This is a genomic window from Corynebacterium sp. SCR221107 (assembly GCF_027886475.1).
In the GTDB taxonomy this organism is placed as follows: domain Bacteria; phylum Actinomycetota; class Actinomycetes; order Mycobacteriales; family Mycobacteriaceae; genus Corynebacterium.
In genome coordinates, this window is record NZ_CP115670.1 from 854,338 (window position 1) to 874,452 (window position 20,115).

A 20,115-nucleotide genomic window follows, 5' to 3' on the forward strand; every position below is an offset into this window, starting at 1 on the left:
AGATGTATGTTCATGCGACCGGAAACCTCAGCAGCGTTGGACAAGCTCGACACCACACTAACCTCAATCGAAAAGGTCATGGACCCCGAGGAGATGGCCTTGCGCGTGCGTGAGCTCGAGGCGCAGGCGGCCGACCCCAGCCTGTGGGACGATCCGGAACACGCCCAGCGGGTGACCACCGAGCTGTCCAGCGTGCAGGCGCAGCTGAAGAAGCTCAGCGGCCTACGCGATCGCCTGAATGACATGCCGGTCATGTACGAGCTCGCCGAGGAAGAAGGCGAAGGCACCGAGCTTGCCGACGAAGAACTTGCCGAGCTGCGCGAGGAGATCGAAGCGCTCGAGGTCAAGACCATGCTCTCGGGCGAGTACGATGCCCGCGAGGCCGTGATTTCCATCCGCTCGGGCGCCGGCGGCGTCGAGGCTGCCGACTGGGCGGAGATGCTCATGCGCATGTACACCCGCTGGGCTGAGAAAAATGGCCACAAGGTCGACATCTACGACATTTCCTACGCCGAGGAGGCTGGCATCAAGTCCGCCACCTTCGTCGTCCACGGCGATTACATGTATGGCACCCTGTCGGTGGAGCAGGGCGCGCACCGCCTGGTGCGTATCAGCCCCTTCGACAACCAGGCCCGCCGCCAGACCTCCTTCGCCGAGGTGGAGGTGCTGCCGGTGGTAGAGCAGACCGACCACATCGACATCCCCGATTCCGAGGTGCGCGTGGACGTCTATCGCTCTTCTGGTCCTGGCGGACAGTCTGTGAACACCACGGACTCCGCGGTGCGCCTGACACACATCCCGACGGGCATCGTGGTGACCTGTCAGAACGAGAAGTCCCAGATCCAGAACAAGGCGTCGGCCATGCGCGTGCTGCAGGCCAAACTGCTCGAGCGCAAGCGCCAAGAAGAACGCGCCGAGCTCGACGCCCTGGGCGCAGGTGGTAACGCCTCCTGGGGCAACCAGATGCGTTCCTACGTCTTGCACCCATACCAGATGGTCAAAGACCTGCGCACCGGTTATGAGGTCAACGATCCCTCCAAGGTGCTCGATGGCGACATCGACAAGTTCTTGGAGGAGGGCATTCGCTGGCGCATGTCCGAGCAGGCCAACGCCGAGTAGGCTGACACGCATCCCGACGAAAGCCAGGACTACATGCCAAAAGGAAACGGGGACACCGTGAATGCCGTGGGTAGCGTCACCGACGCCATGATCATCTTCGATAAAGTCACCAAGCTGTACAAGACGTCCACGCGCCCAGCGCTGGATGAGATCACCTTGAGCATCGGCAAGGGTGAATTCGTCTTTCTTATCGGCCCGTCGGGCTCCGGCAAGTCCACGTTCCTGCAGCTGCTCATCCGGGAAACCAATGTCACCAGCGGCGATATTCGCATCGCCGACTTCCACGTCAACACGTTGCGCGGCCGCCAGATCAACCAGCTGCGCCAAAAGATCGGCTACGTCTTCCAGGACTTCCGCCTCCTGCAGAATAAGAACGTCTACGACAACGTGGCCTTTGCCTTGGAGGTGATCGGCACGAAGCGGGACGCGATCGCCACGCTGGTTCCCGAGACCCTGGAAATGGTCGGGTTGGCATCCAAGGCCACCCGCATGCCCCAGGAGCTGTCTGGCGGTGAGCAGCAGCGTGTGGCCATTGCCCGCGCGACCGTGAATAAGCCCTTGGTTCTGCTTGCCGACGAACCCACCGGCAATCTCGACCCGGATACCTCCAACGAAATCATGGTGCTGTTGAACCAGATCAACCGCGGTGGCACCACCGTGGTGATGTCCACCCACAATGCGCGCGCAGTCAACGACATGCGCAAGCGAGTCATCGAGCTCAAGCTGGGCAAGCTCGTTCGCGACGATGCCCACGGCGTCTACGGCGAGACACACTAGGAGAGATCATGGGACTTGGATACGTTTTTCGCCAGGCCATCTCCGGGCTTGGCCGTAACATCACCATGACGATCGCTTTGGTGATCACCACCGCCATCTCCTTGGCGCTGCTAACGACGGGCTTCTTGGTCACCAACATGACCGAGAAAACCAAAGACATCTACCTCGGCCGCGTTGAGGTCATGGTGCAGTTGGATGAGGACATTTCCGGCAGCGACGATGACTGTTCCACGGCCTCCTGTAAGGAAGTCAAGGACAAGCTCGAGGATGCCCCTGGGGTGACATCCGTCGAGTATTACTCGCGCGAGCGCACCTACGAGCGTTTCGTGGAGGTCTTCCAGGACACCGATCCGAAACTGGTGGAGGAGACCAGCCCCGAGGCGCTCCCGGCTGCCCTGCACGTGCGCCTTGAAGACCCGCTGGATGTGTCCCCGCTGGAGGGCATCGCGGATATGGACCAGGTGGTCGACGTCGTCGATCAGGCCGATGACCTGCGCGCTGCCACCGACAACCTGGATTCGATCCGCAACGCCACGTTCCTTTTCGCGGCGGTGCAGACCATCGCCGCCATCTTCCTCATCGCGAATATGGTGCAGATCGCCGCTTTCAACCGCCGCCGCGAGATTGAGATCATGCGCATGGTCGGCGCCTCCCGCTGGTACACCCAAGCCCCCTTCGTTATTGAGGCGGTCATGGCCGCGATCATCGGCGCGGTATTGTCCGCCGCGGGCCTGTTTATCGGCAAGACCTGGGTCGTCGACTCCACCTTGCACAACCTCTACCAAGCCCAGCTCATCGCCCCGATCACCAACGCCGACATCTGGACGATAGCACCCCTCGTGGGCATCGTGGGCGTGGTTTTCGCAGGGTTGGTGGCCCAGGCAACCCTGCGCTTCTACGTGCGAAAATAGGGCTTAACCCCAAAACGTACCAGCACTCATGAGTCCCGAAAGGCGCAATGCCTGCCGGGACTTTTCTGGCCACGGGCTCGCGTGAAGTAGGTCGTGTGTAGTGGTTGAAAAGGACTCTCTTTTTGGACCGCTGGTAGGCAACCCATGACCTTCAGCCACCCAGCAGCACCGTTTTCTAACACCGCCCGTCAGCGTTGGCTTGCTCCTTGATGTCTGGGCACCGTTTCCTCGCTGTTTCCTCGCCGTTTCCCCACGTCCGGGTTCGGTTTTCTTGCTTTCCGACGAGGTGAAGTGGTTGCTGGCGCGGGCCCTGCCAACGACGGTCCTTGCAGTGCCACTTCCCATGGCAGGCCTGGGAGGATCGGTCTCGCCACAGCTGTGGCTGTTTCACACCGACCTAAATCGTCATTACCCAGACACAGCTAGCGCGATGACGCCTCAAGCAAGGCCCGGCTGCGGCTGCTGCCTGCGCCCGGAGAATACACCAGCGATGACGGTGATGATGAGGAGAATGATGCCCAAGACCCACCAGCCGGTCGCGCCTGCATCCATGACCCACGTGGTGATGACCAACGGGGCGATGATCTCCACAACCGAAAAGGACATGTTGAACAAGGCCAGGTAGGTGGTGCGCTGCTCCGCTGGGGCGAAGGCATAAGAAATTGTCCAGGACGCGGAGGTCTGCGCGCATTCCGTCACCGCCAACACGGTCACCACCACAAAGCAGATGATGACGAGGCTGCGGTAGGCGTCGGAAAGCAAACCGGCGCCGAGCAAACCGCAACAAACAAGCAGGCCCAGCCCCGCGCCATACAGCGCCCACTGCGCGCGGCGAAGATTGGTGACCAGGCTCGTGATCGGGACCTGTGCTAGCACCATGACGGCGGTATTGATAACCAAACCCCACGAAACGAAACTGTGCGGCAGGATGTCTGTGGTAGTGATCCACAACGGCATGCCGATGAGCATGATGTGAATGACAAAAGTGGGCACGTTGACCAGCAACGCCAACGTGGCAAAGCGAACGTCCCTCAAAGCAACGAAAGCCGAGCTCAGCGGCTGAGCATGAACTTGCCGTGGCGCCTTGATCAGCGCGATACCAATGAGGGATACCGCCATGCATGCCGCCACCAGCCCGAGGATCAACCTTCCCAGGTGGGCGTCGCCGGAGTTGAGAAACGGGATAGCGATGATCGAGCCCAGGCCGATGCCTAGGTTGCGCAGAGCCAAGATCACCGCCATGGCCTTGACCTTTTCGGTGGTGATCACCGCAACGATCGACTGGGTGACCGGGAAGGAGGCGGTAAACGCCGCGCTAAAGCAGCAGATACTGATCACGAAATGCCAAAAACTGGTGGTCAAGGCGAAGGAAGCCATGAATACCGACTCAATGAGCATGAGCACAAACATCGTCGGCTTTTGCCCGATCCGGTCGGCGATCACCCCGGCCGGGAAGCTGCACACCAGACCCGCCACCGCGGCGGCGGAGGTGCCCACGCCCACCTGCGCGGGGCTGAGCCCAACCACGGTGAGCAAGAAGATCACCGAGGTGGATAAATACACGCCCTTGCCGATCGCGGCAACGAGCATGGCAGAAAACAAGGCGAGCGTGTTGCGCTCACGAAACAAGGTGTTCAAAGGCGATGAAGGTCCGGTGTTTCGGCGTGAAGGAAGGGAAGCGAAGAAAATCGGGTGGCCGCAGCGCATGGGCCAGGAGTATCCGTAGAATCGCCCCGGCCAACCAACCTTAGCGGAGATTGGGTTAACTACAGGTAATCAGTACTATGAACTCATCATGGCCAAGAAGAATAAGAAGAACTCGGGCGCAGGTGGCAAGGATCCCGTAGTAGCCACCAACCGCAAGGCCCGGCACGAGTACAAGATCCTCGAAACCTATGAATGCGGTGTTGTGCTGGTAGGCACGGAGGTCAAGAGCCTGCGCGAAGGCAAGGCTTCGCTGACCGATGCCTTTGCCACCATCGACGACGGCGAAGTGTGGCTGCGCAACCTCCACATCCCGGAGTACTCGATGGGGCACTGGACCAACCATTCGCCCAAGCGCACCCGCAAGCTGCTGCTCCACCGCCGCGAGATCGACTCGCTGATGGGCAAGGTGCGTGACGGCAACAAGACGCTCATCCCGCTCAAGCTCTACTTCAAGGACGGCCGCCTGAAGCTGGAGCTGGGTCTTGCCCAGGGCAAGCAGGATTATGACAAGCGCCAGGACATCAAGCGTCGCACGCAGGAGCGTGAGATCACCCGCGAGCTCGGCCGCCGGGTCAAGGGAATCCAGGGATAGGACACAAGCGCCGGGGAGCCCGGGGTGCTGGGGTGCTAAGGGGTGTGAGCTCATCCGATGGGCGCCCGCGTGATGTCTGACATCGCTAGACTCAAAGGCGGTAGAAGGCGCGCCCACAAAGCATGCGCCGCGACGCCACCGTCGGTGGTATCGACGCTTCGACACATGGTGAAATTCGTGACCCCTCTTCTTCACTTTCTTGCCGATCAACCCGTCCTTTTAGTATTCCTGCTCATCGGTGCCGGAATGGCCTTCGGCGGGATCAAGATCCGTGGCATCAGCCTTGGGGCGGCCGCCGTACTGTTTCTGGGCATCGCCTTTTCCGCGCTCGCAACGAGTCTTGGCGTTGAAGTAAGCCTGCCCCCGCTGGTGGGCACGCTGGGCCTGGTGCTTTTCGCCTTCGGCATCGGCAACAACTCAGGCGTGACCTTCTTCCAGTCGCTGAAGAATGCTACCGGGCCGGTGCTGGGAATGGTCGGGGTGTTTATTCTCGCGGCCATCGCCGCCTGGGGCGTGGGCAGTTTCGTATTCGGCCTGGATGCGGCCATGATCGCGGGTACCTTCGCCGGCGCCATGACCAACACCCCGGCGTTGGCGGCCGCCTCCGAGGCAACGGGAGATCCCACCCAGGCGACCGTGGGCTACGCCGTGGCCTACCTTTTTGGCGTCATCGGAATGATGATCGCCACCGTGTTGGTGCTGCGCGGCGCCGGGCTTGACGACGACACCGCCGCCCCCGTGGTCCAGATCAACATGCAGGTCACCCGCCCGGGCGGCATCAGCGTGGCGGAGGTCTTCGACATCGGTTCTAACGGCGTACAGGTCACCCGCCTGCGCCGCGTGGGCAGCAACGAGGTGGAGATCCCCGGGCAGTTCGACATCCTGCACCCCGGCGACGTGATCACCCTCGTGGGTTCCCCACGCTTCCTCGATGCGATCCTGCATGCCGCAGGTAGGGAGTCGCCGCAGACACTGACATCCGACCGCCACGAACTCGACTTTCGGCGGATCACCATCTCCCAACACCAGCTGGCCGGGCACACCATCGATGAGTTGAACAAGGAACTGACCAGCCGCTGGGGTGCCCGCATTTCCCGAGTGCGCCGCGGCGACCAAGACAAGGTTGCCGTGCCGGACTACGCGGTAGAACTCGGCGACCGCGTGCGGGTGGTCGCCCCGGCGGAGGCGCTGCCGGAGATCTCTGCCTTCCTCGGGGATTCCTCCCAAGGCCTTACCGATATCAACCCCATTTCTCTCGGACTTGGCCTCGCGGCCGGAATTGTCATCGGTCACTGGACCATCCCGCTGCCGGGCGGGATCTCCTTGAGTCTGGGCGCTGCCGCTGGTGTGCTCATCGTGGCCTTGATCATGGGTCGGGTCGGCAGGATTGGCAAGCTCATTACCGCCTTGCCGCATTCGGCGAACACCGTGCTCGCCGAGCTTGGACTCTTGATGTTCCTTGCGCAGGCGGGCACCAACGCCGGCGGCCACATCCGGCACGCCTTTGCCACCGATGCCTGGTGGAAGATCTTGCTCCTCGGGGTGCTCATTACCGCGTTGGTTGCTGCCGGGGTGGCTGTAGTCATGCGCAGGTTCTGCCGCATCGGGGCCACCAAGACCGCAGGCATCCTCGGCGGCGCGCAGACCCAACCAGCGATCTTGGCCTTCGCCAACAACCGCACCGGCGCGGATCCGCGCGTCGAGCTCGGCTACGCGATGGTGTACCCGGCGGCGATGATCGCGAAGATCCTCGTGACGCACATGCTGGCACTGCTGGCCTAGGTGGGTACCGGCCCATGGTTGTTTTCAGCAGGGAAGCAGCTTCGCATGGGCAGTGGTATCTGTAATGAGGAAATCAGGACTGGACCTGCTGACGATGGGGCAGCGGTGCCCGTGCTCGTGGATAGGAGGTTTAAGAAAGCCGCGGGGGAGTGTTGAGCGTCAATAGTGGGGCACCTGCTTCGACACAAATATAAATACTTTGATGAATGTCAAAATAATTGTGGGTAGCTGCATGGTTAACTAAAGAGGCATGACCTGGTATTTCGCGGATCCGCTGGGTTGTTTGGATAGCCGAACTTTTGTTGCCGCGGTGTCTGTTGCGCGATAGCTTCCAAGCATGCTCGAAAACATCGGCGGGATCCCCGCCCACCCACTGTTCGTCCACCTGGCCGTCGTCGCCATTCCGGTGGCGGCCATTGTCTTCATCGTCTCCATCTTCCGTCCGGCCACGATGACCTGGTGGTGGACCAATGTCAGCCTCGCGGTAGTTTCCTTCTTTGCTCTCATCCTCGCCCGCTCTACCGGTGAGGGGCTGTTGTCCGCCCAGGGATTTAGTGAGGAGGACCCGGGTCCCATCGCCGACCACGCCATGTATGCGAACTACATGACTGGAGCCGTCATTGTCCTGGTTGCCTGTGTTCTGGTGGCAGCATTCCTGCCGCGTTTCTGGAAGAACGAGTCGGGCGCCGCCACCGTCGTTCGTGTGCTTCATGTCGTAGGTGCCATCGCCGCGGTGGCTGTGGTGATTACTGCCGTCATGACCGGCCACGAAGGAGCAGTTCAAGTCTGGAGCAACTAGCTTGACCTAGCGTAGTCCCAGCCTTCCGGCCGCCCTCACCGAGGAGGGAGGCTGGAATTCTGCCTTTTGGGAGGGAAAGGGCAGTGCCGTGGAGCGGAGCGGGGTGCAAAAGAGGACGGTTCAGTCTCCCAGGGGAGCGCATACTATCGCGACCCGTGGAAAGAGGGGCTGACTGCCACCCTAAATGGTGTGATAGTGGTGGGTGGATGTGGTTTTCCCCCTCCACTCGCCGTTGGTGTTCTAAGTTTTAAACATGCGCTAAAGTGACCTGCGCGACACATTGAAAAAGGCGACAGGCGTGGTCTCCGGGAACGTCTCGCGGCTGACCATGAGCAAAGAAATGACACCACTTCACACAGCAAAGGGGCTATGACGGTGAGCAATGCAGATCAGGTTCGGGAAGACATTCGTCTATTGGGCCGGGTGCTGGGCAAGGTCATCGCCCAGCAAGAAGGCGAAGATGTCTTTGACCTGGTGGAGTCCACCCGTCGAATGGCCTTCGACATCGCCCACGGCGACGCCCGCCCGCAGGACCTCATGGACATCTTCCGCGACCTTGATATCACCAAGACCAACCTGGTCGCACGTTCCTTTTGCTACTTCGCGCTGATCGCCAATCTCGCCGAGGACCTCGATGATGAATCGGTAGAGGCGCCGGTGAGCCTGCGCAAGACCTTCGCCAAGCTCAAGGATGCCGGGGTGACCGGTGCCCAGGCCGCGGCGGTGATCCGAGGCGCCCAGGTGGCGCCGGTGTTGACCGCGCACCCCACCGAAACCCGGCGTCGCACGGTGTTCGACACCCAAAACCGCATCAAGGAGTTGTTGAAGGAGGCGCACCGCGGCGGGGACATGGAGCGCATCGAAAAGGAGATGTACCTGCGCATTACCTTGCTGTGGCAGACCGCGCTCATCCGCATCGCCCGCCCCACCTTGGAAGACGAGGTCGACGTGGGACTGCGCTACTACAAGCTCTCCCTTCTCGACCAGGTGCCAGCCTTAAACCGGGCGATCCGCCACAATATGCGCGACACCTTCGGCATGCAGCTTGCCGACGTCCCCGTGGTGCGCCCCGGCTCGTGGATCGGCGGTGACCATGACGGTAACCCCTACGTCAACGCCGATACCGTCACCTACGCCACCCGCAAGGCGGCAAAGACCGTCCTGCGCTTCTACGAGGATGAGCTTGGCGAGCTCGAGCGGGAGCTGAGCCTGTCCGATCGCTACTCCTCCTGCTCCAAGGAGCTGTTGGAGCTGGCCGAGGCCGCCCACAACGACTGGGAATCGCGGGTGGACGAGCCCTATCGCCGCGCGATCTACGGCATCCGGAATCGCATCCGGGCCACCCTGGCGCAGCTGGAGAAAAGCCCCTCGCGCAAGCTGCCTAAGCATGCGGTTTCTGCCTATGATTCGCCGAAGGAGTTTCGCCATGATCTCGACATCATCGACCGCTCCCTGCGCCAGTTCAATGACGACGTCATCGCCGACGATCGCTTGGCGCGCATCCGCTCGGCGGTGACCACCTTCGGCTTCCACCTCTACACCCTCGATCTGCGCCAGAACTCCGAGTCCTTCGAAAATGTGCTCACCGAGATCTTCGCCGTTGCCGGCAAGGTCGACGATTACCGCGGCTTGGGCGAGGACGCCAAGGTGTCCTTGCTTGTCGACGAGCTGCGCACCCCACGCCCCCTGCTATTCCCGGACGCGGAACCGATGAGCGCGGATACGGAAAAGGAGCTCGGCATCTTCCGTGCGGCGGCGCGCGCCGTGAAGCTATTCGGCCCGCAGTCGGTGTCCCACTGCATTATCTCGATGACCGGCACGGTCTCCGACATCTTGGAGCCGATGGTGTTGCTCAAGGAGGTAGGCCTAGGCAAGGTCGATGTGGTGCCGCTGTTTGAGACCATCGATGATCTCAAGGCGGGCGCCGGAATCCTCGAGAAGCTGTGGGCGGTGCCCTTCTACCGCGAGCATCTGCGCCGACGCGGGGATGTCCAAGAGGTCATGCTCGGCTACTCCGACTCCAACAAGGACGGTGGCTACCTGCAGGCAAACTGGGCGCTCTACGACGCCGAGCTGGCCCTAGTGGAGGTGTGCAAGAAGCACGGCATCGAGCTGCGGCTGGCACATGGCCGCGGTGGCGCCGTCGGCCGCGGCGGCGGTCCCACCTATGACGCCATCCTGGCCCAGCCCAAGGGGGCGGTATCGGGTTCGGTGCGCATCACCGAGCAAGGCGAGGTCATCTCCGCCAAGTATGGCGCCCCGGAGACCGCCCGTCGGCACCTAGAAGCCTTCGTCTCCGGCGCGCTGGTGGCATCGCTAACAGACACCGAGCCGATCGCCGACCCGGATGCCGCCTACGCCATCATGCGTGAGCTGTCCGATCTTTCCGGGGCGAAGTATAAGCAGCTCATCGGCGACCCCGGCTTCATTGAATACTTCACCCAGTCCACCCCGCTGCACGAGATCGGGGAGCTCAACCTTGGCTCGCGCCCAGCGGCGCGCAAGCAGACGACCGCGATCTCGGACCTGCGCGCCATCCCGTGGGTGCTGTCCTGGTCGCAGTCGCGCACCAACGTCCCCGGATGGTTCGGGGTGGGATCGGCCGTTACTGCCTGGGCCGGCGATGACGAGGAACGCTTAGAGCAGCTGCGTGGCCTATATAAGACGTGGCCGTTTTTCCGCTCGGTGATCTCCAACATGGCCCAGGTGATGGCTAAGGCGGAGATCGGGCTCGCGCGCCTGTACGCGAACCTGGTCGATGACAAGGAGATCGCCGATCGCATCTACACCCTCATCGCCGAAGAGTTCGAACTGACCCAGAAGGTGTACACGCTGATCACCGGAAACGAGGAGCTCACTGCGGAAAACCAGCGTCAGGCCCGCTCGCTCAAGCGTCGTTACCCCTACCTCCTGCCGTTGAATGCCATCCAGCTGGAGCTGCTGCGCCGCTACCGCGCGGGTGATGATTCCTTCCTCGTGTCCAAGACGATCCAGGTCACCATGAACGGTCTTGCCACCGCGTTGCGCAACGCGGGCTAATCATCCGGTTATAATGACGTGTTTTGATTTGACCGATCCGGCGTGGGCAGGGCAGTATGTCCGCCCCGCGCCTTCTTACGGGAGGCACGCTCTCATGGCACCACGCAGCGAAAGACTCGCCCGGCTTTTCCTTCTTCTCGGCGACGACGGGCTAGACCGGCTCGCCGATTCCACAGTCATGGTGATTGGCCTGGGCGGGGTGGGCTCAGCGTGCGCGGAGGCACTCGCACGCGGCGGCGTGGGTTCGCTGATCCTGCTGGACGGCGACGTCGTCGAGGAATCCAACATGAATCGCCAGGCGCTGGCCTTTACCGCCACCCTCGGCATGAAAAAGACCGAGGCCATGACCACGATGGTCCACGAGATCAACCCGGATTGCACGGTCACCGCCCGCTTCGGCTTCCTGACCCCGGACAACGTCGAGGAGGTCTTGAAGTCCTTCCCGCAGCCCGACTACGTCCTCGACTGCATCGACACCGTCACCCAGAAGCTGGCGATCGCGAAGTGGTGTGCTGACAATGGGGTACGCCACCTCAGCTCCATGGGGGCTGCCAATCGCCTCGATCCGACCCAGCTTGAGTTTGCCAACATCCGCAAGACCAAGATCTGCCCGATGGCCAGGGTCGTGCGCCTGGAATGCAAGGCCCAACGGATCAAGGGCGTGGAGGTCTTATACTCCACCGAGATCCCGCAGAAGCCGGGCAAGCCGGGCGCGCGCACGAAAGGGGAGTCCTTGGGGTCGATGAGCTACATGCCGCCGATAATGGGCCAAATGCTGGCTGGGAAGGTTATCCGCCGCCTGTCCGGCCTGGAGCCGCTGCCGCGCCCGCCGCGCCGCTTCCGCACCCGCGAGCAGGCACTCGCGCTTGAGGCGAGCAATGCGCAGCTTGCTTGATACCCATTTTCACCTCGACTTCGTCGACGATCCCGCGCGTTTGATTGCCTTGCTTTCCGACGCCAAGGTGGCGATCATCGCGCAAACACTGCTGCCCTCGGCCTACCAAGCGCAAAGGGACGGGTATGACGATCGGAACGACACCCGCCTTGCGCTGGGTTTTCACCCGTGGGAAATCGTCGATGACGATCAGGTGGCCCGCGAGCTTGAGGTCTTCGACACGCAGGTAGCTACCACCTCATTCATCGGGGAGGTAGGCCTTGATTTCGCCCCCAGACACCTCGAAAACAAGAAGCGACAGGTCCAGGTCTTTACCCATATCCTTGGCCGTGCCACAGCAGGCCACGTACTGTCCATCCACGCCGTACGATCCGCAGGGGCCGTGGTGGATCTCATCGAAGAAACCGCGACGCAGGCCACCGCCGTTATCCACTGGTTTTCCGGCACGAGCGACGAGCTTACCCGCCTCATGCGCGCCGGGGGATACATCTCCGTGAACCCGCGCATGCTGGAGACCAAGCGGGGGCGCGCCTTCATCCGCCAGGTGCCTGCCGAACGGCTCCTGCTGGAGACGGATTTCCCCGCCACCCGGGGCGCGGATGCCGCAGACACCGCCGCCGCTACCATCGGGGCGCTTAATGGGCTCTACCAGGCCATTACGCAGCTGCGTGGCGAGGACATCGGGGAGATCCTCACCGCTACCCAGCACAGGCTTTTCGGGATCTAGGCGGGACTACGTTTTCCGGCCACGTGCCTTCGCAGTCCCGACCCCTCGCCACGTAGCTGTATCCCGGTAAAGCATCCGCGCCATTTTCGACGTCTGTGTCCACGTCCTGGATCACCGCCGCCTCATCACACGTTCTCGCGGGTTACCGGGTCAGACGAGGACCCCTCCAAACCCGCAGCGCCAAAAGCGGTGGCTTCCTCGGCCGTGCGGAAGCGGGTGAGTACTTCCTTCGCTAGGGCGTGGATGTTGGAGACGTAGTTGTCGCGCTGGTTGAGCTGGGTGCCGCGCACCCCGTCGGCGGAGGTAAGCGCTGCGATGGGGGAGTGGACGTCTTGTGCGGTGGCGGGCATGGAGTGCATCTGCGGGACGAAGCCGATGAGGTAATCATCGAGCTCGTAGCCCAGGCTGCGCCCGATTCGGGCGGCCTCATCCGCAAACCGCCCCCGGAAGCGTTCGAAGGCGCCGATGAGCTGCTCTTGGCCGTTGGCCTTGCGCTTGACGTACTCCAGGTTGGTATACCCCAGGTAGCGCAGCGCCCGCCCATCGCGTCCCGGCAGGCGCAGCGGCGCGAGCTTGCTTTCCATATCGAAGGCGTGGGCGCTCCACGCGGCGATGCAGCGCTCGGCTATCTCGCTGTACTCGGTCACCCACGCATCAAACCAGCGCGAGAGGTTGCCGAAGGCGTGGAAGGAAAACAGGTCCGTCGCCGTCGGGGTGACGAAGGCGTCACAGCCCAACAACACCGTGCGGTTAAAGGGGCCGAGGCTGGGGCCGACGTCGAAGAAGATGACGTCGTAAAGGTCGCGCTGCTCGACGGCGTGCGCGAGCTGCCCGGCCCAATGGATGCGCCGGAAGTCGCCGGTCTTGCCGCCCTTGGCCGCCGACCACGCATCGCTCATCACGTCTTCGATCTGGGACAAAGCCGGGTGCCCGGGCACCACGTCGAGCTGGAAGCGCTCCGAGCGCACCGGGTAAAAGTCGGCGTCGATACTCGGTTCGCCCTCCATGAGCGGCAGGAAAAGCGACACCACGGTCTGACGCAGGGAACGTCGGAAAGCACTGTCGTCGGAAACCGAATCCTGCTCGTGGTAGCCATAAATGTTGGCTGTCTGCTCCTCGCTGAGCATGAGCTGGGTGGCGTTGCACTGCGGATCGCAATCGACGTACAACACGCGCAGGCCCGACAGTGCAAAGTAGTGCGCAACGTTGGTAGACAGTGTGGTCTTGCCGACACCGCCCTTGTTATTAAAGAAGCTGATGGTATGAACGCGATGAGTCATGGAGGGTTCTTTTTCTTCTGTTCAGGAATCGTTGAAGGACAAGTCGAGGACTGACCTAAAACTCGTCGAGGGAAACTTGTAACAACATACTGTCGAAAGCATCCATCGCGCACGAGGCGGGTGGGGACCGGGTGGGGGAGAACAGGAGAAGAAGAAAGTGAAGACGAAAAGGAATAGCGACAAGGAAGAATCCTAGGCTCCTAGGTCGCCGACTGCTTGAGGACATGCCCCATGGCAACCGCCTCGACTCCGCGAATATCGAAGCCGGACAAGCTGTCGTAGAAGGCAGGCAAGTCGCTTGCATCGCTTAAGACTACGTTGGCATAGATCTGGGTGCTGCCGCTGGTAGCCGCGACAAACTTCGTCGCGTTAAGCGCACGCAGATGCTCGCCCAGTGCCACGACATGCCCCGGGGACACGCATAACCAGAGGCTGAAATCCCCGGTGCTTCCTAGTGCGGTGGGGGCGTAGACCGCCTCGTAGTACACAATGCCGGATCGAAGAAGCCGATTGCGATGCCGGGAGATGGTGGCTGCATCCACGCCGAGCCGCCGTGCGGCATCCACCGCGCTGATGCGTCCATCGTGAGCCAGGAGGGCGATGAGCCCCTCGTCGATGGCATCCAGAAACTCCGCGCCCTCGGTGGCACTTCCCGGCTGGCCCCACACCGACACCAACTGAGATACCTGGACGTCGCGCGCCGGGATTTGGGAATAGAGAAGGCCTAACACCTCGTGGTATTCCTCTGCGGCGGCCACCAGGCCGCAGTAGATCTCGGCGCGGTCGCGGGAAAGACGCACCCAGCGCGCGGAAGGTAGCTCAGCAAGCCTCACCCCGAGCGGGCCGAGCCTGGCCGGTGCGCCGACGGCGCGGGCGATGAAGGCGGTGCGGCCGCCGAAGCCGGGCTGGGTGCGCCCGACCACCCTCACGATTCCCGCCTGCGTGAGGGTTGCGTACCGTCGGGCGATGGTGCGTGGGCTTTGCCCGGTCATCGCCGCCCACTGGGCAAAGGTGGCGCCCGGATCCTTGACGATGGCATCGATGAGCGCGCGGTCGGCCGCCTCCAAGGGTCGTGCCTGATGCGAGCGAGGATTCCTGGGATTCATGCTTCTATCCTCCCAAAAGGCGCTGCAATTTTGCCGGTTTCATGCAACTTGGTATCTTTCCGTGCACTCGCCTGCCTAAGGTGGCTGTCATTCACGCCACCCGCGCAGTGCACGAGAGCACAGATGAGTGCGGGGAAAAAGGACCATGGATGAGGAGAAACCAGCTTATGAGCACCGGTGAAACCACACGACAACACGCTCCTATCGACCCACCGGCCACGGCCGAAACGACCGGGCCGAGCGCCAACCCGCACGACACCTTGATGATCGCCACCGCGGCGTTTTCCTTCCTAGTGGTCACACTCTTGCAGTCCCTGGTGGTCCCGGCGATTCCGCTTTTCCCGCTGATTCTTGCCACCAGCCCGACCGCGGTGTCCTAGCTTGTCACCACCACGCCGGTCTTTGGTCGCCTCGGTGACCTTCTGCCGCGGCGTCGGATGATGATGGCGGGCGACAATGGGACTCGTCTTTGTAAGCTCGGTCATCGCGCCGCTGGGCGGGATTACCACCGTTATCGTAAGCCGCGGGCTTCAGGGGATGGGCACCGCCTTGATTCCTATCGCCATGGCGCAGATGCGCCACAGCCTGCCCCACCGGCGCCTGCCGGGGGCTCTGGCGTTGCTGAGCGCCATGCTGGGCATCGGCGGGGGATTGGGCATCCCCGTCGGCGGAGTGCTTTTGTCCTGGCTTGGGTGGGAATCGATGTTCTGGTTCGCGGCCGTCATGTCCTTGATGGCGATCGCGGCGATCTGGGCTTCTATCCCGGCCGCGCCCGCGTCCGCACGCGGGCAGTTTGACGTCCCTGGGGCGCTGTTGCTCTCCTTGGGTCTCACAGCGTTGCTCACGGCGATCTCTCAAGGTGGCGCGTGGGGATGGGCGAGCCCTCTGACGCTGGGTTGCCTTGTTGCCGGGCTGACCGTGTTCGTGGCCTGGGTGAAGGTGGAGGCCACCTGCGCATCGCCGCTGGTGAACCTGCGCACCTCGGCCACGCGCCCGATCCTATTGACCAATCTGGCATCGATTCTTTTGGGTTTGTTGATGTTTAGCAACCTGCTGTTGACCACCCTTGAGCTGCAGAATCCGATCGTGCAAGGTGGCTTTGCGTGGGCTTCGCGCGATGCCGGACTTGCCGTGCTGCCGTCGGCGGCGTCGATGTTTGCGGTTGCCCCGATAAGCGCCCGCCTGGCCTCGCGTTATGGTGCCCGCACGGTGGTGGCCACAGGTGCCGCGATTACCACGGCTGGTTACGTCGGGCGGTTGCTCGCGGCCGGCAACGGCGGGTTGGTCATCTTCTGGGCGACGGTCGTGGCCATAGGCGTGGGCATCGGCTACGCCGGTTTGCCGATGATGATCGTGGCGCATTCCCCCGCGGCCGAAACAGGCTCCGCCAATGTCGTCAATGCGTTGATGCGCTCGATCGGCATGGCCGCTTCCTCGGCGATGGTCGCTGCGATCACCGGCTCGTTAGCGGTGTCGGTGGGGGACAAAACCGTTCCGTCTGCGACGGCGCTGATCGTCGTCGCGGTGATCGGGGTGGTACTCGGGCTCGTCGCAACACTGCTTTCGCTGGCAGCGCGTTCCTCCAAGCGGCCAGGAGTCATCGCTCAATCTCAGGGCTAGCCAGGTCAAACCCAAGGCAACCTAGCCCAGGCGCGAGACTCGCTGCCCAATGCCCATTCACGTAAGTCTTATCGCAGAGATAAGGAAGCACGTATGATGACCCAGCCTGACACACAACGGACACAGACACTAGGCGCCCCGGCCATTGACACCCACGCCCATTTCTTCCCGGAGACTTACCTGGACTTCCTGCGCGATCATGGCCGCCCGGAGTCGGAGATCGCCATCGCGCGCGGGCTCGGCGCGGGAACGAGTAGGAGCGAGATCGCCGCGCGCCTGGAGTGGATGGATCGCGCGGGCGTGGCCTCCCAGGTCATCGCCGCAACCCCGCAGGTACCCAGCTTGCCGGATCCCACGCATGCGCTTCACGCATCGCGTTTGGTCAACGACGAATACGCGCGCATCATCGACACCTACCCAGGCCGGTTCAATGGCTATGGTGCGTTGCCGTCGCCGCACGTGGACGAAGCGCTGAAGGAGATCCCACGCATCTTCGACGAACTGGGCTTTGTTGGTGTTTCTCTCCCGACGATGACGATAGCGAGTAAGCAGGCCGGGCCGCAGTTTCTCGACGAGCCCGCGCTCGACCCCGTTTGGGAGGCACTCAATGACTATCACGCGATCGTGAATATCCACCCCACCGGGTACGCGGCCTGCTCGCCGATGCTATCCGGCTCTGGTCTGACCTGGGTCAATGGTGCCCCGGTCGAGGATGCCACGGCCGTCTTGCAGCTGCTGAAGGCCGATGTTGTACGGCGCTTCCCGCAGGTGCGATTCCATGTGGCTCATTTGGGTGGTGACGTGCCCTTTATCGCGCAGCGCATAGAGGACAACTTCGAGGATTGGCAGGCATTCGCGCACTCACCGCTGGAGCAATTGCGCACGATGTATTTCGGTGCGGCCAACTTTCACGAGCCCTCACTCATCCTCGCGGCGAAGACCTTCGGCGCCACGCAGCTGCTTGCGGGTTCTGATTTCCCCTATTTTCAGCGCGAGAAATACCTCCGCGCCTTCGATTACATTCGTGGCTCGCGCCTGTCCCCGGAAGACATAGAGGTGGTGCTTTCGGGCAATGCCGCACGCTTGTACGGGTACTAGGTTTTTGCTTTCCGACGTCCCCAGTCCGCACGAAAAACCCTACTCCGGGCGTTGCGGCACCTGCGACCCCGCGTTGTTTTCCAGCTTTGATCGCAGGTGTGGCCACGGGAATTTCCCGCCAGTGCCCGGAGCTGGTGTTGAATTTTGGGGTCTTACCAGAGTAGTTTCAACAGCACCCAGGGAACAGAGAAAATAAGAAAACAGGCCAGCGGTACTCGTTCAAAAAGTACCTCTGACCTGCCCTTTTGTGGAGCCGCCGGGAATTGAACCCGGGTCCTACGTCACCTTGCCAGGGCTTCTCCGTGCGCAGTTCGCGCGGAATCTCTGCTCGACCCTCCGGATGGGGCAAACACCTCCGGATGATGGGCCCAGTCAGCAGTGAAAGTCCCCTTTGACCCTGATGACTCAATCAAAGAGCAAGTTCCTTAGTCGATGCCAGGATCTAGGCCAGGAACGAAGCCTAGGCTGACAGACACGCGTCGCTGAAATTAGGCAGCGAGGGCGTAGTCACGCTGAGAGTTGTTCTCTGCGTTTATTAGTTGCTGCGACGCTCATACGGTGGTCTCTAGCCTGCACCGGCACGCTTCCCCTGGCTTAATGCACGCAGTCGAAACCACATCGACCCCATGCTCACACGAAGGCGGGAAAGTGCATCTGACTTCGTGCAGTAGCCCTACACTACTCTCTCCTCACCCAGGATTGCAAGAAGCGATGAAGAGTCCTCGGACGTGGGGACCTTTTAGGAATGTTTCTTGTAATAGGCGGCAAAGTCGCTAAGGATTTGTTTCCAGGCGGCCTTGAAGGCGTCGGATTGTTCGGTGGACTCCAGCCCGCGCATCTCCACTGCGAGTGCTACCTTCGGGGTGCCTTCTTTGGCCGGGGCTTTGTTCGTGATGTTCACGCTGACGGGAACGCCGTTGTCGAGTTCGGTGCGCCAGTAGCGCCACTTGTCGGTTGCGGTGCGGCGGGGTTCGTCGGCAAGCGCGACGCCAGCGACCTCGTAGAGGTTGCCGGCAAACGCCGCCCACGCGTCGGCGACCTGGTCCATGGTGCCGTTGAGAGTCTTGGATGCGCTCGCGCCGAAGGTGCCGTCGCAGCGCTGGGCCCTGGCACGGCGGCCAATGTGGTACTCGAAGGCCACGGCGATTCCCTGAGCCCACCAATGTAGGTTTTTGTCCGCGAGCGCGGGATGGGTGGCCGCGTGATCATAGAGGCGCTGGTAGGCGAGCTTGGCGAGCTCATCATGCGGGGTGTCGTGGTGATCGGCGAAGTAGTCCAACCATTGGGCCTCGGTGATGCCGGTGGCGCGCACGGAAGCAGTCCACAGGTCGGGGCGGGTGGATTCAGACAAGGGGTACTCCTAGCTGGTGGTTCTAGCTTGCGGTGGGGCAGGTTGGGAAGCCTCGGCGCGATGGGAAAGAAGCCGTATGCCCCAGGTAATAAGGAAGCAGGCAAAGATAGCCCACAGGATGGCGCAGACGGCGGCAAGCACATAGATGCTGGTCACGCCCAATGCCAGCGAGGTGGCGGCCAGACCAATGGGGCCAGCGACCTGGCCGATGGCGGTGAAGATGGAAAAGGTGCGCCCGCGGATCTGTTCCGGGACAGACTCGGTGATCAGCACCATCTGCAAGGGGTTGAGCACGCCGCCGCCGAGGCCGGAAATCGCCATGCCCGCGATTACTAGCCACGCCGAGTCGAGGAAGCCCATGCAGGCGAAGCCGATGATGTAGAGCACCATTCCCAGCGTCCACGCGAATCTTTCATGGCGAGCGATCTTGGTGGCGACGATGCTGGCGACCATCATGCCCACCGCATAGGCCGACATGGAAAGCCCTAGCAGTTCCGGCTGGTTGCGCTCCTGGAACCGGGCGGGCAACAGCACCATCAAATACGGCATGACCAGTGCCATCGCCAAAAGGGAGTCGAGCGCGAGCAGGCGCACGAGAGGATAGCTCAAAGCCAGCTTCCAGCCCTGCCAACCGGGGTAGGTGTCGGTTGCATCAGGTTCGCTGGCGGTGCTTGCCGACGCCGCCGGGACCGCATCCGGTGCGGGAATCGCGCCGTTGCTGTCGGCAGCAGCGGGGGAGGTGACACCCAGGCGCAGGAAGAAGGTCAGCAGTGCGGCGAGCAGCGAGCATGCGGCGGTGATCCACAAGACCTGCTGGATGGGCAGGGTCGACATGAGCACGCCCGCCACGGCGGGACCGAGCAGGAAGCTGAAGCCGGAAAGCCCCTGGTTGATACCGGAGAGGAAGGCCAGGTCCTTACCGGAGGCGGCGGCCACGTCGCCGATGAGCGCAGCCCGCGCGGACATGCCGGGGATATCGCCGACGGCGCCGATGATGCCGATGACGATAAACAGCGTGAGGTTTAAGGTGGTGGTCTGGTCGACGATGATCAAAGCGATGATGGAGGCGCCAGAGATGATGTCGGAGACCACGGACATGGGCTTGCGCCCGACAGAGTCGATGAGGTTGCCGCCGAAGTAGGCGAAAATGAGCGAGGGGATGGCGATCGCCGCGGCGACGACGCTAGCGGCCTGCGGGCTGCCGGTGCGCTCTAGAACCAGCCACGGCCATACGATGCCGGCCACGGCGTTGCCGAACATCGACAACGCCGCAGAGCCCAGATATAGCCAGGCGGTAGAGGGATGGGGCATA

The 20,115-nt window shown here is 62.3% G+C and carries 17 protein-coding genes and 1 other RNA gene; 12 read left to right on the plus strand and 6 right to left on the minus strand.

What is annotated here, in order from left to right:
- The first annotated feature begins 12 nt into the window (after window positions 1–12).
- The 3 genes from prfB to ftsX all read left to right on the plus strand — a co-directional run bounded on the left by prfB (window position 13) and on the right by ftsX (window position 2,807).
- Window positions 13–1,119 carry a peptide chain release factor 2 gene (gene prfB / locus PAB09_RS03915; protein WP_271034754.1) on the plus strand — a complete coding sequence of 369 codons (1,107 nt, stop codon included), beginning with the start codon at window positions 13–15 and terminating at the stop codon, window positions 1,117–1,119.
- Window positions 1,120–1,206: 87 nt separating this feature from the next.
- Window positions 1,207–1,896: a cell division ATP-binding protein FtsE gene (ftsE, locus tag PAB09_RS03920; RefSeq protein ID WP_271035259.1), complete on the plus strand. Its 690-nt coding sequence runs from the start codon at window positions 1,207–1,209 to the stop codon at window positions 1,894–1,896.
- Window positions 1,897–1,904: 8 nt separating this feature from the next.
- Complete coding sequence (gene ftsX, locus PAB09_RS03925; protein WP_271034755.1) at window positions 1,905–2,807, plus strand: permease-like cell division protein FtsX; 903 nt, start codon at window positions 1,905–1,907, stop codon at window positions 2,805–2,807.
- 438 nt (window positions 2,808–3,245) lie between these two features.
- On the opposite strand, the gene PAB09_RS03930 is transcribed toward ftsX, so the two are convergent.
- Window positions 3,246–4,445, minus strand: coding sequence for an MFS transporter (locus PAB09_RS03930; protein WP_271034756.1), 1,200 nt, complete (start codon window positions 4,443–4,445; stop codon window positions 3,246–3,248).
- A gap of 157 nt (window positions 4,446–4,602) precedes the next feature.
- Between PAB09_RS03930 and smpB the strand changes: the two genes are divergently transcribed.
- The 6 genes from smpB (at window position 4,603) to PAB09_RS03960 (ending at window position 12,348) form a co-directional block, all read left to right on the plus strand.
- On the plus strand, window positions 4,603–5,106 hold the full coding sequence (gene smpB / locus PAB09_RS03935; protein ID WP_271034757.1) for an SsrA-binding protein SmpB: 504 nt from the start codon (window positions 4,603–4,605) through the stop codon (window positions 5,104–5,106).
- A gap of 177 nt (window positions 5,107–5,283) precedes the next feature.
- Window positions 5,284–6,888: an aspartate:alanine exchanger family transporter gene (locus PAB09_RS03940; protein ID WP_271034758.1), complete on the plus strand. Its 1,605-nt coding sequence runs from the start codon at window positions 5,284–5,286 to the stop codon at window positions 6,886–6,888.
- Between the two features lie 337 nt (window positions 6,889–7,225).
- A complete protein-coding gene (locus PAB09_RS03945) occupies window positions 7,226–7,687 on the plus strand; it encodes a DUF2231 domain-containing protein (RefSeq protein WP_271034759.1) in 462 nt (153 codons plus the stop codon).
- Window positions 7,688–8,056: 369 nt separating this feature from the next.
- A complete protein-coding gene (ppc, locus tag PAB09_RS03950; RefSeq protein WP_271034760.1) occupies window positions 8,057–10,726 on the plus strand; it encodes a phosphoenolpyruvate carboxylase in 2,670 nt (889 codons plus the stop codon).
- A gap of 94 nt (window positions 10,727–10,820) precedes the next feature.
- Window positions 10,821–11,621 (plus strand): tRNA threonylcarbamoyladenosine dehydratase, encoded by an 801-nt coding sequence (locus tag PAB09_RS03955; RefSeq protein WP_271034761.1) that lies wholly within the window; start codon window positions 10,821–10,823, stop codon window positions 11,619–11,621.
- The gene (locus tag PAB09_RS03960) at window positions 11,605–12,348 is read left to right on the plus strand and encodes a TatD family hydrolase (RefSeq protein WP_271034762.1); all 744 of its coding nucleotides are present in this window, start codon (window positions 11,605–11,607) and stop codon (window positions 12,346–12,348) included. The genes PAB09_RS03955 and PAB09_RS03960 overlap by 17 nt, the downstream gene beginning before the upstream one ends.
- Window positions 12,349–12,473: 125 nt before the next feature.
- Here the strand turns inward: PAB09_RS03960 and PAB09_RS03965 are convergent, their stop codons facing one another.
- A complete protein-coding gene (locus tag PAB09_RS03965; RefSeq protein ID WP_271034763.1) occupies window positions 12,474–13,628 on the minus strand; it encodes a ParA family protein in 1,155 nt (384 codons plus the stop codon).
- 200 nt (window positions 13,629–13,828) lie between these two features.
- A complete protein-coding gene (locus PAB09_RS03970) occupies window positions 13,829–14,734 on the minus strand; it encodes a winged helix-turn-helix domain-containing protein (RefSeq protein WP_271034764.1) in 906 nt (301 codons plus the stop codon).
- 167 nt (window positions 14,735–14,901) lie between these two features.
- On the opposite strand from PAB09_RS03970, the gene PAB09_RS03975 reads away from it, so the two are divergent.
- The 3 genes from PAB09_RS03975 to PAB09_RS03985 all read left to right on the plus strand — a co-directional run bounded on the left by PAB09_RS03975 (window position 14,902) and on the right by PAB09_RS03985 (window position 17,452).
- Entirely contained in the window at window positions 14,902–15,114 is a 213-nt protein-coding gene (locus PAB09_RS03975; RefSeq protein WP_271034765.1) for a hypothetical protein, read from the plus strand.
- A gap of 76 nt (window positions 15,115–15,190) precedes the next feature.
- A complete protein-coding gene (locus PAB09_RS03980; protein WP_271034766.1) occupies window positions 15,191–16,354 on the plus strand; it encodes an MFS transporter in 1,164 nt (387 codons plus the stop codon).
- Between the two features lie 93 nt (window positions 16,355–16,447).
- On the plus strand, window positions 16,448–17,452 hold the full coding sequence (locus PAB09_RS03985; RefSeq protein ID WP_271034767.1) for an amidohydrolase family protein: 1,005 nt from the start codon (window positions 16,448–16,450) through the stop codon (window positions 17,450–17,452).
- Window positions 17,453–17,697: 245 nt separating this feature from the next.
- Here PAB09_RS03985 and ssrA read toward each other — a convergent pair.
- The 3 genes from ssrA to PAB09_RS04000 form a co-directional block, all read right to left on the minus strand.
- Window positions 17,698–18,078, minus strand: a transfer-messenger RNA (tmRNA) gene (gene ssrA / locus PAB09_RS03990).
- 113 nt (window positions 18,079–18,191) lie between these two features.
- Entirely contained in the window at window positions 18,192–18,803 is a 612-nt protein-coding gene (locus PAB09_RS03995; RefSeq protein WP_271034768.1) for a hypothetical protein, read from the minus strand.
- A 9-nt stretch (window positions 18,804–18,812) separates the two neighbouring features.
- Window positions 18,813–20,114: an MFS transporter gene (locus PAB09_RS04000; RefSeq protein WP_271034769.1), complete on the minus strand. Its 1,302-nt coding sequence runs from the start codon at window positions 20,112–20,114 to the stop codon at window positions 18,813–18,815.
- Between the last annotated feature and the right edge of the window lies 1 nt (window position 20,115).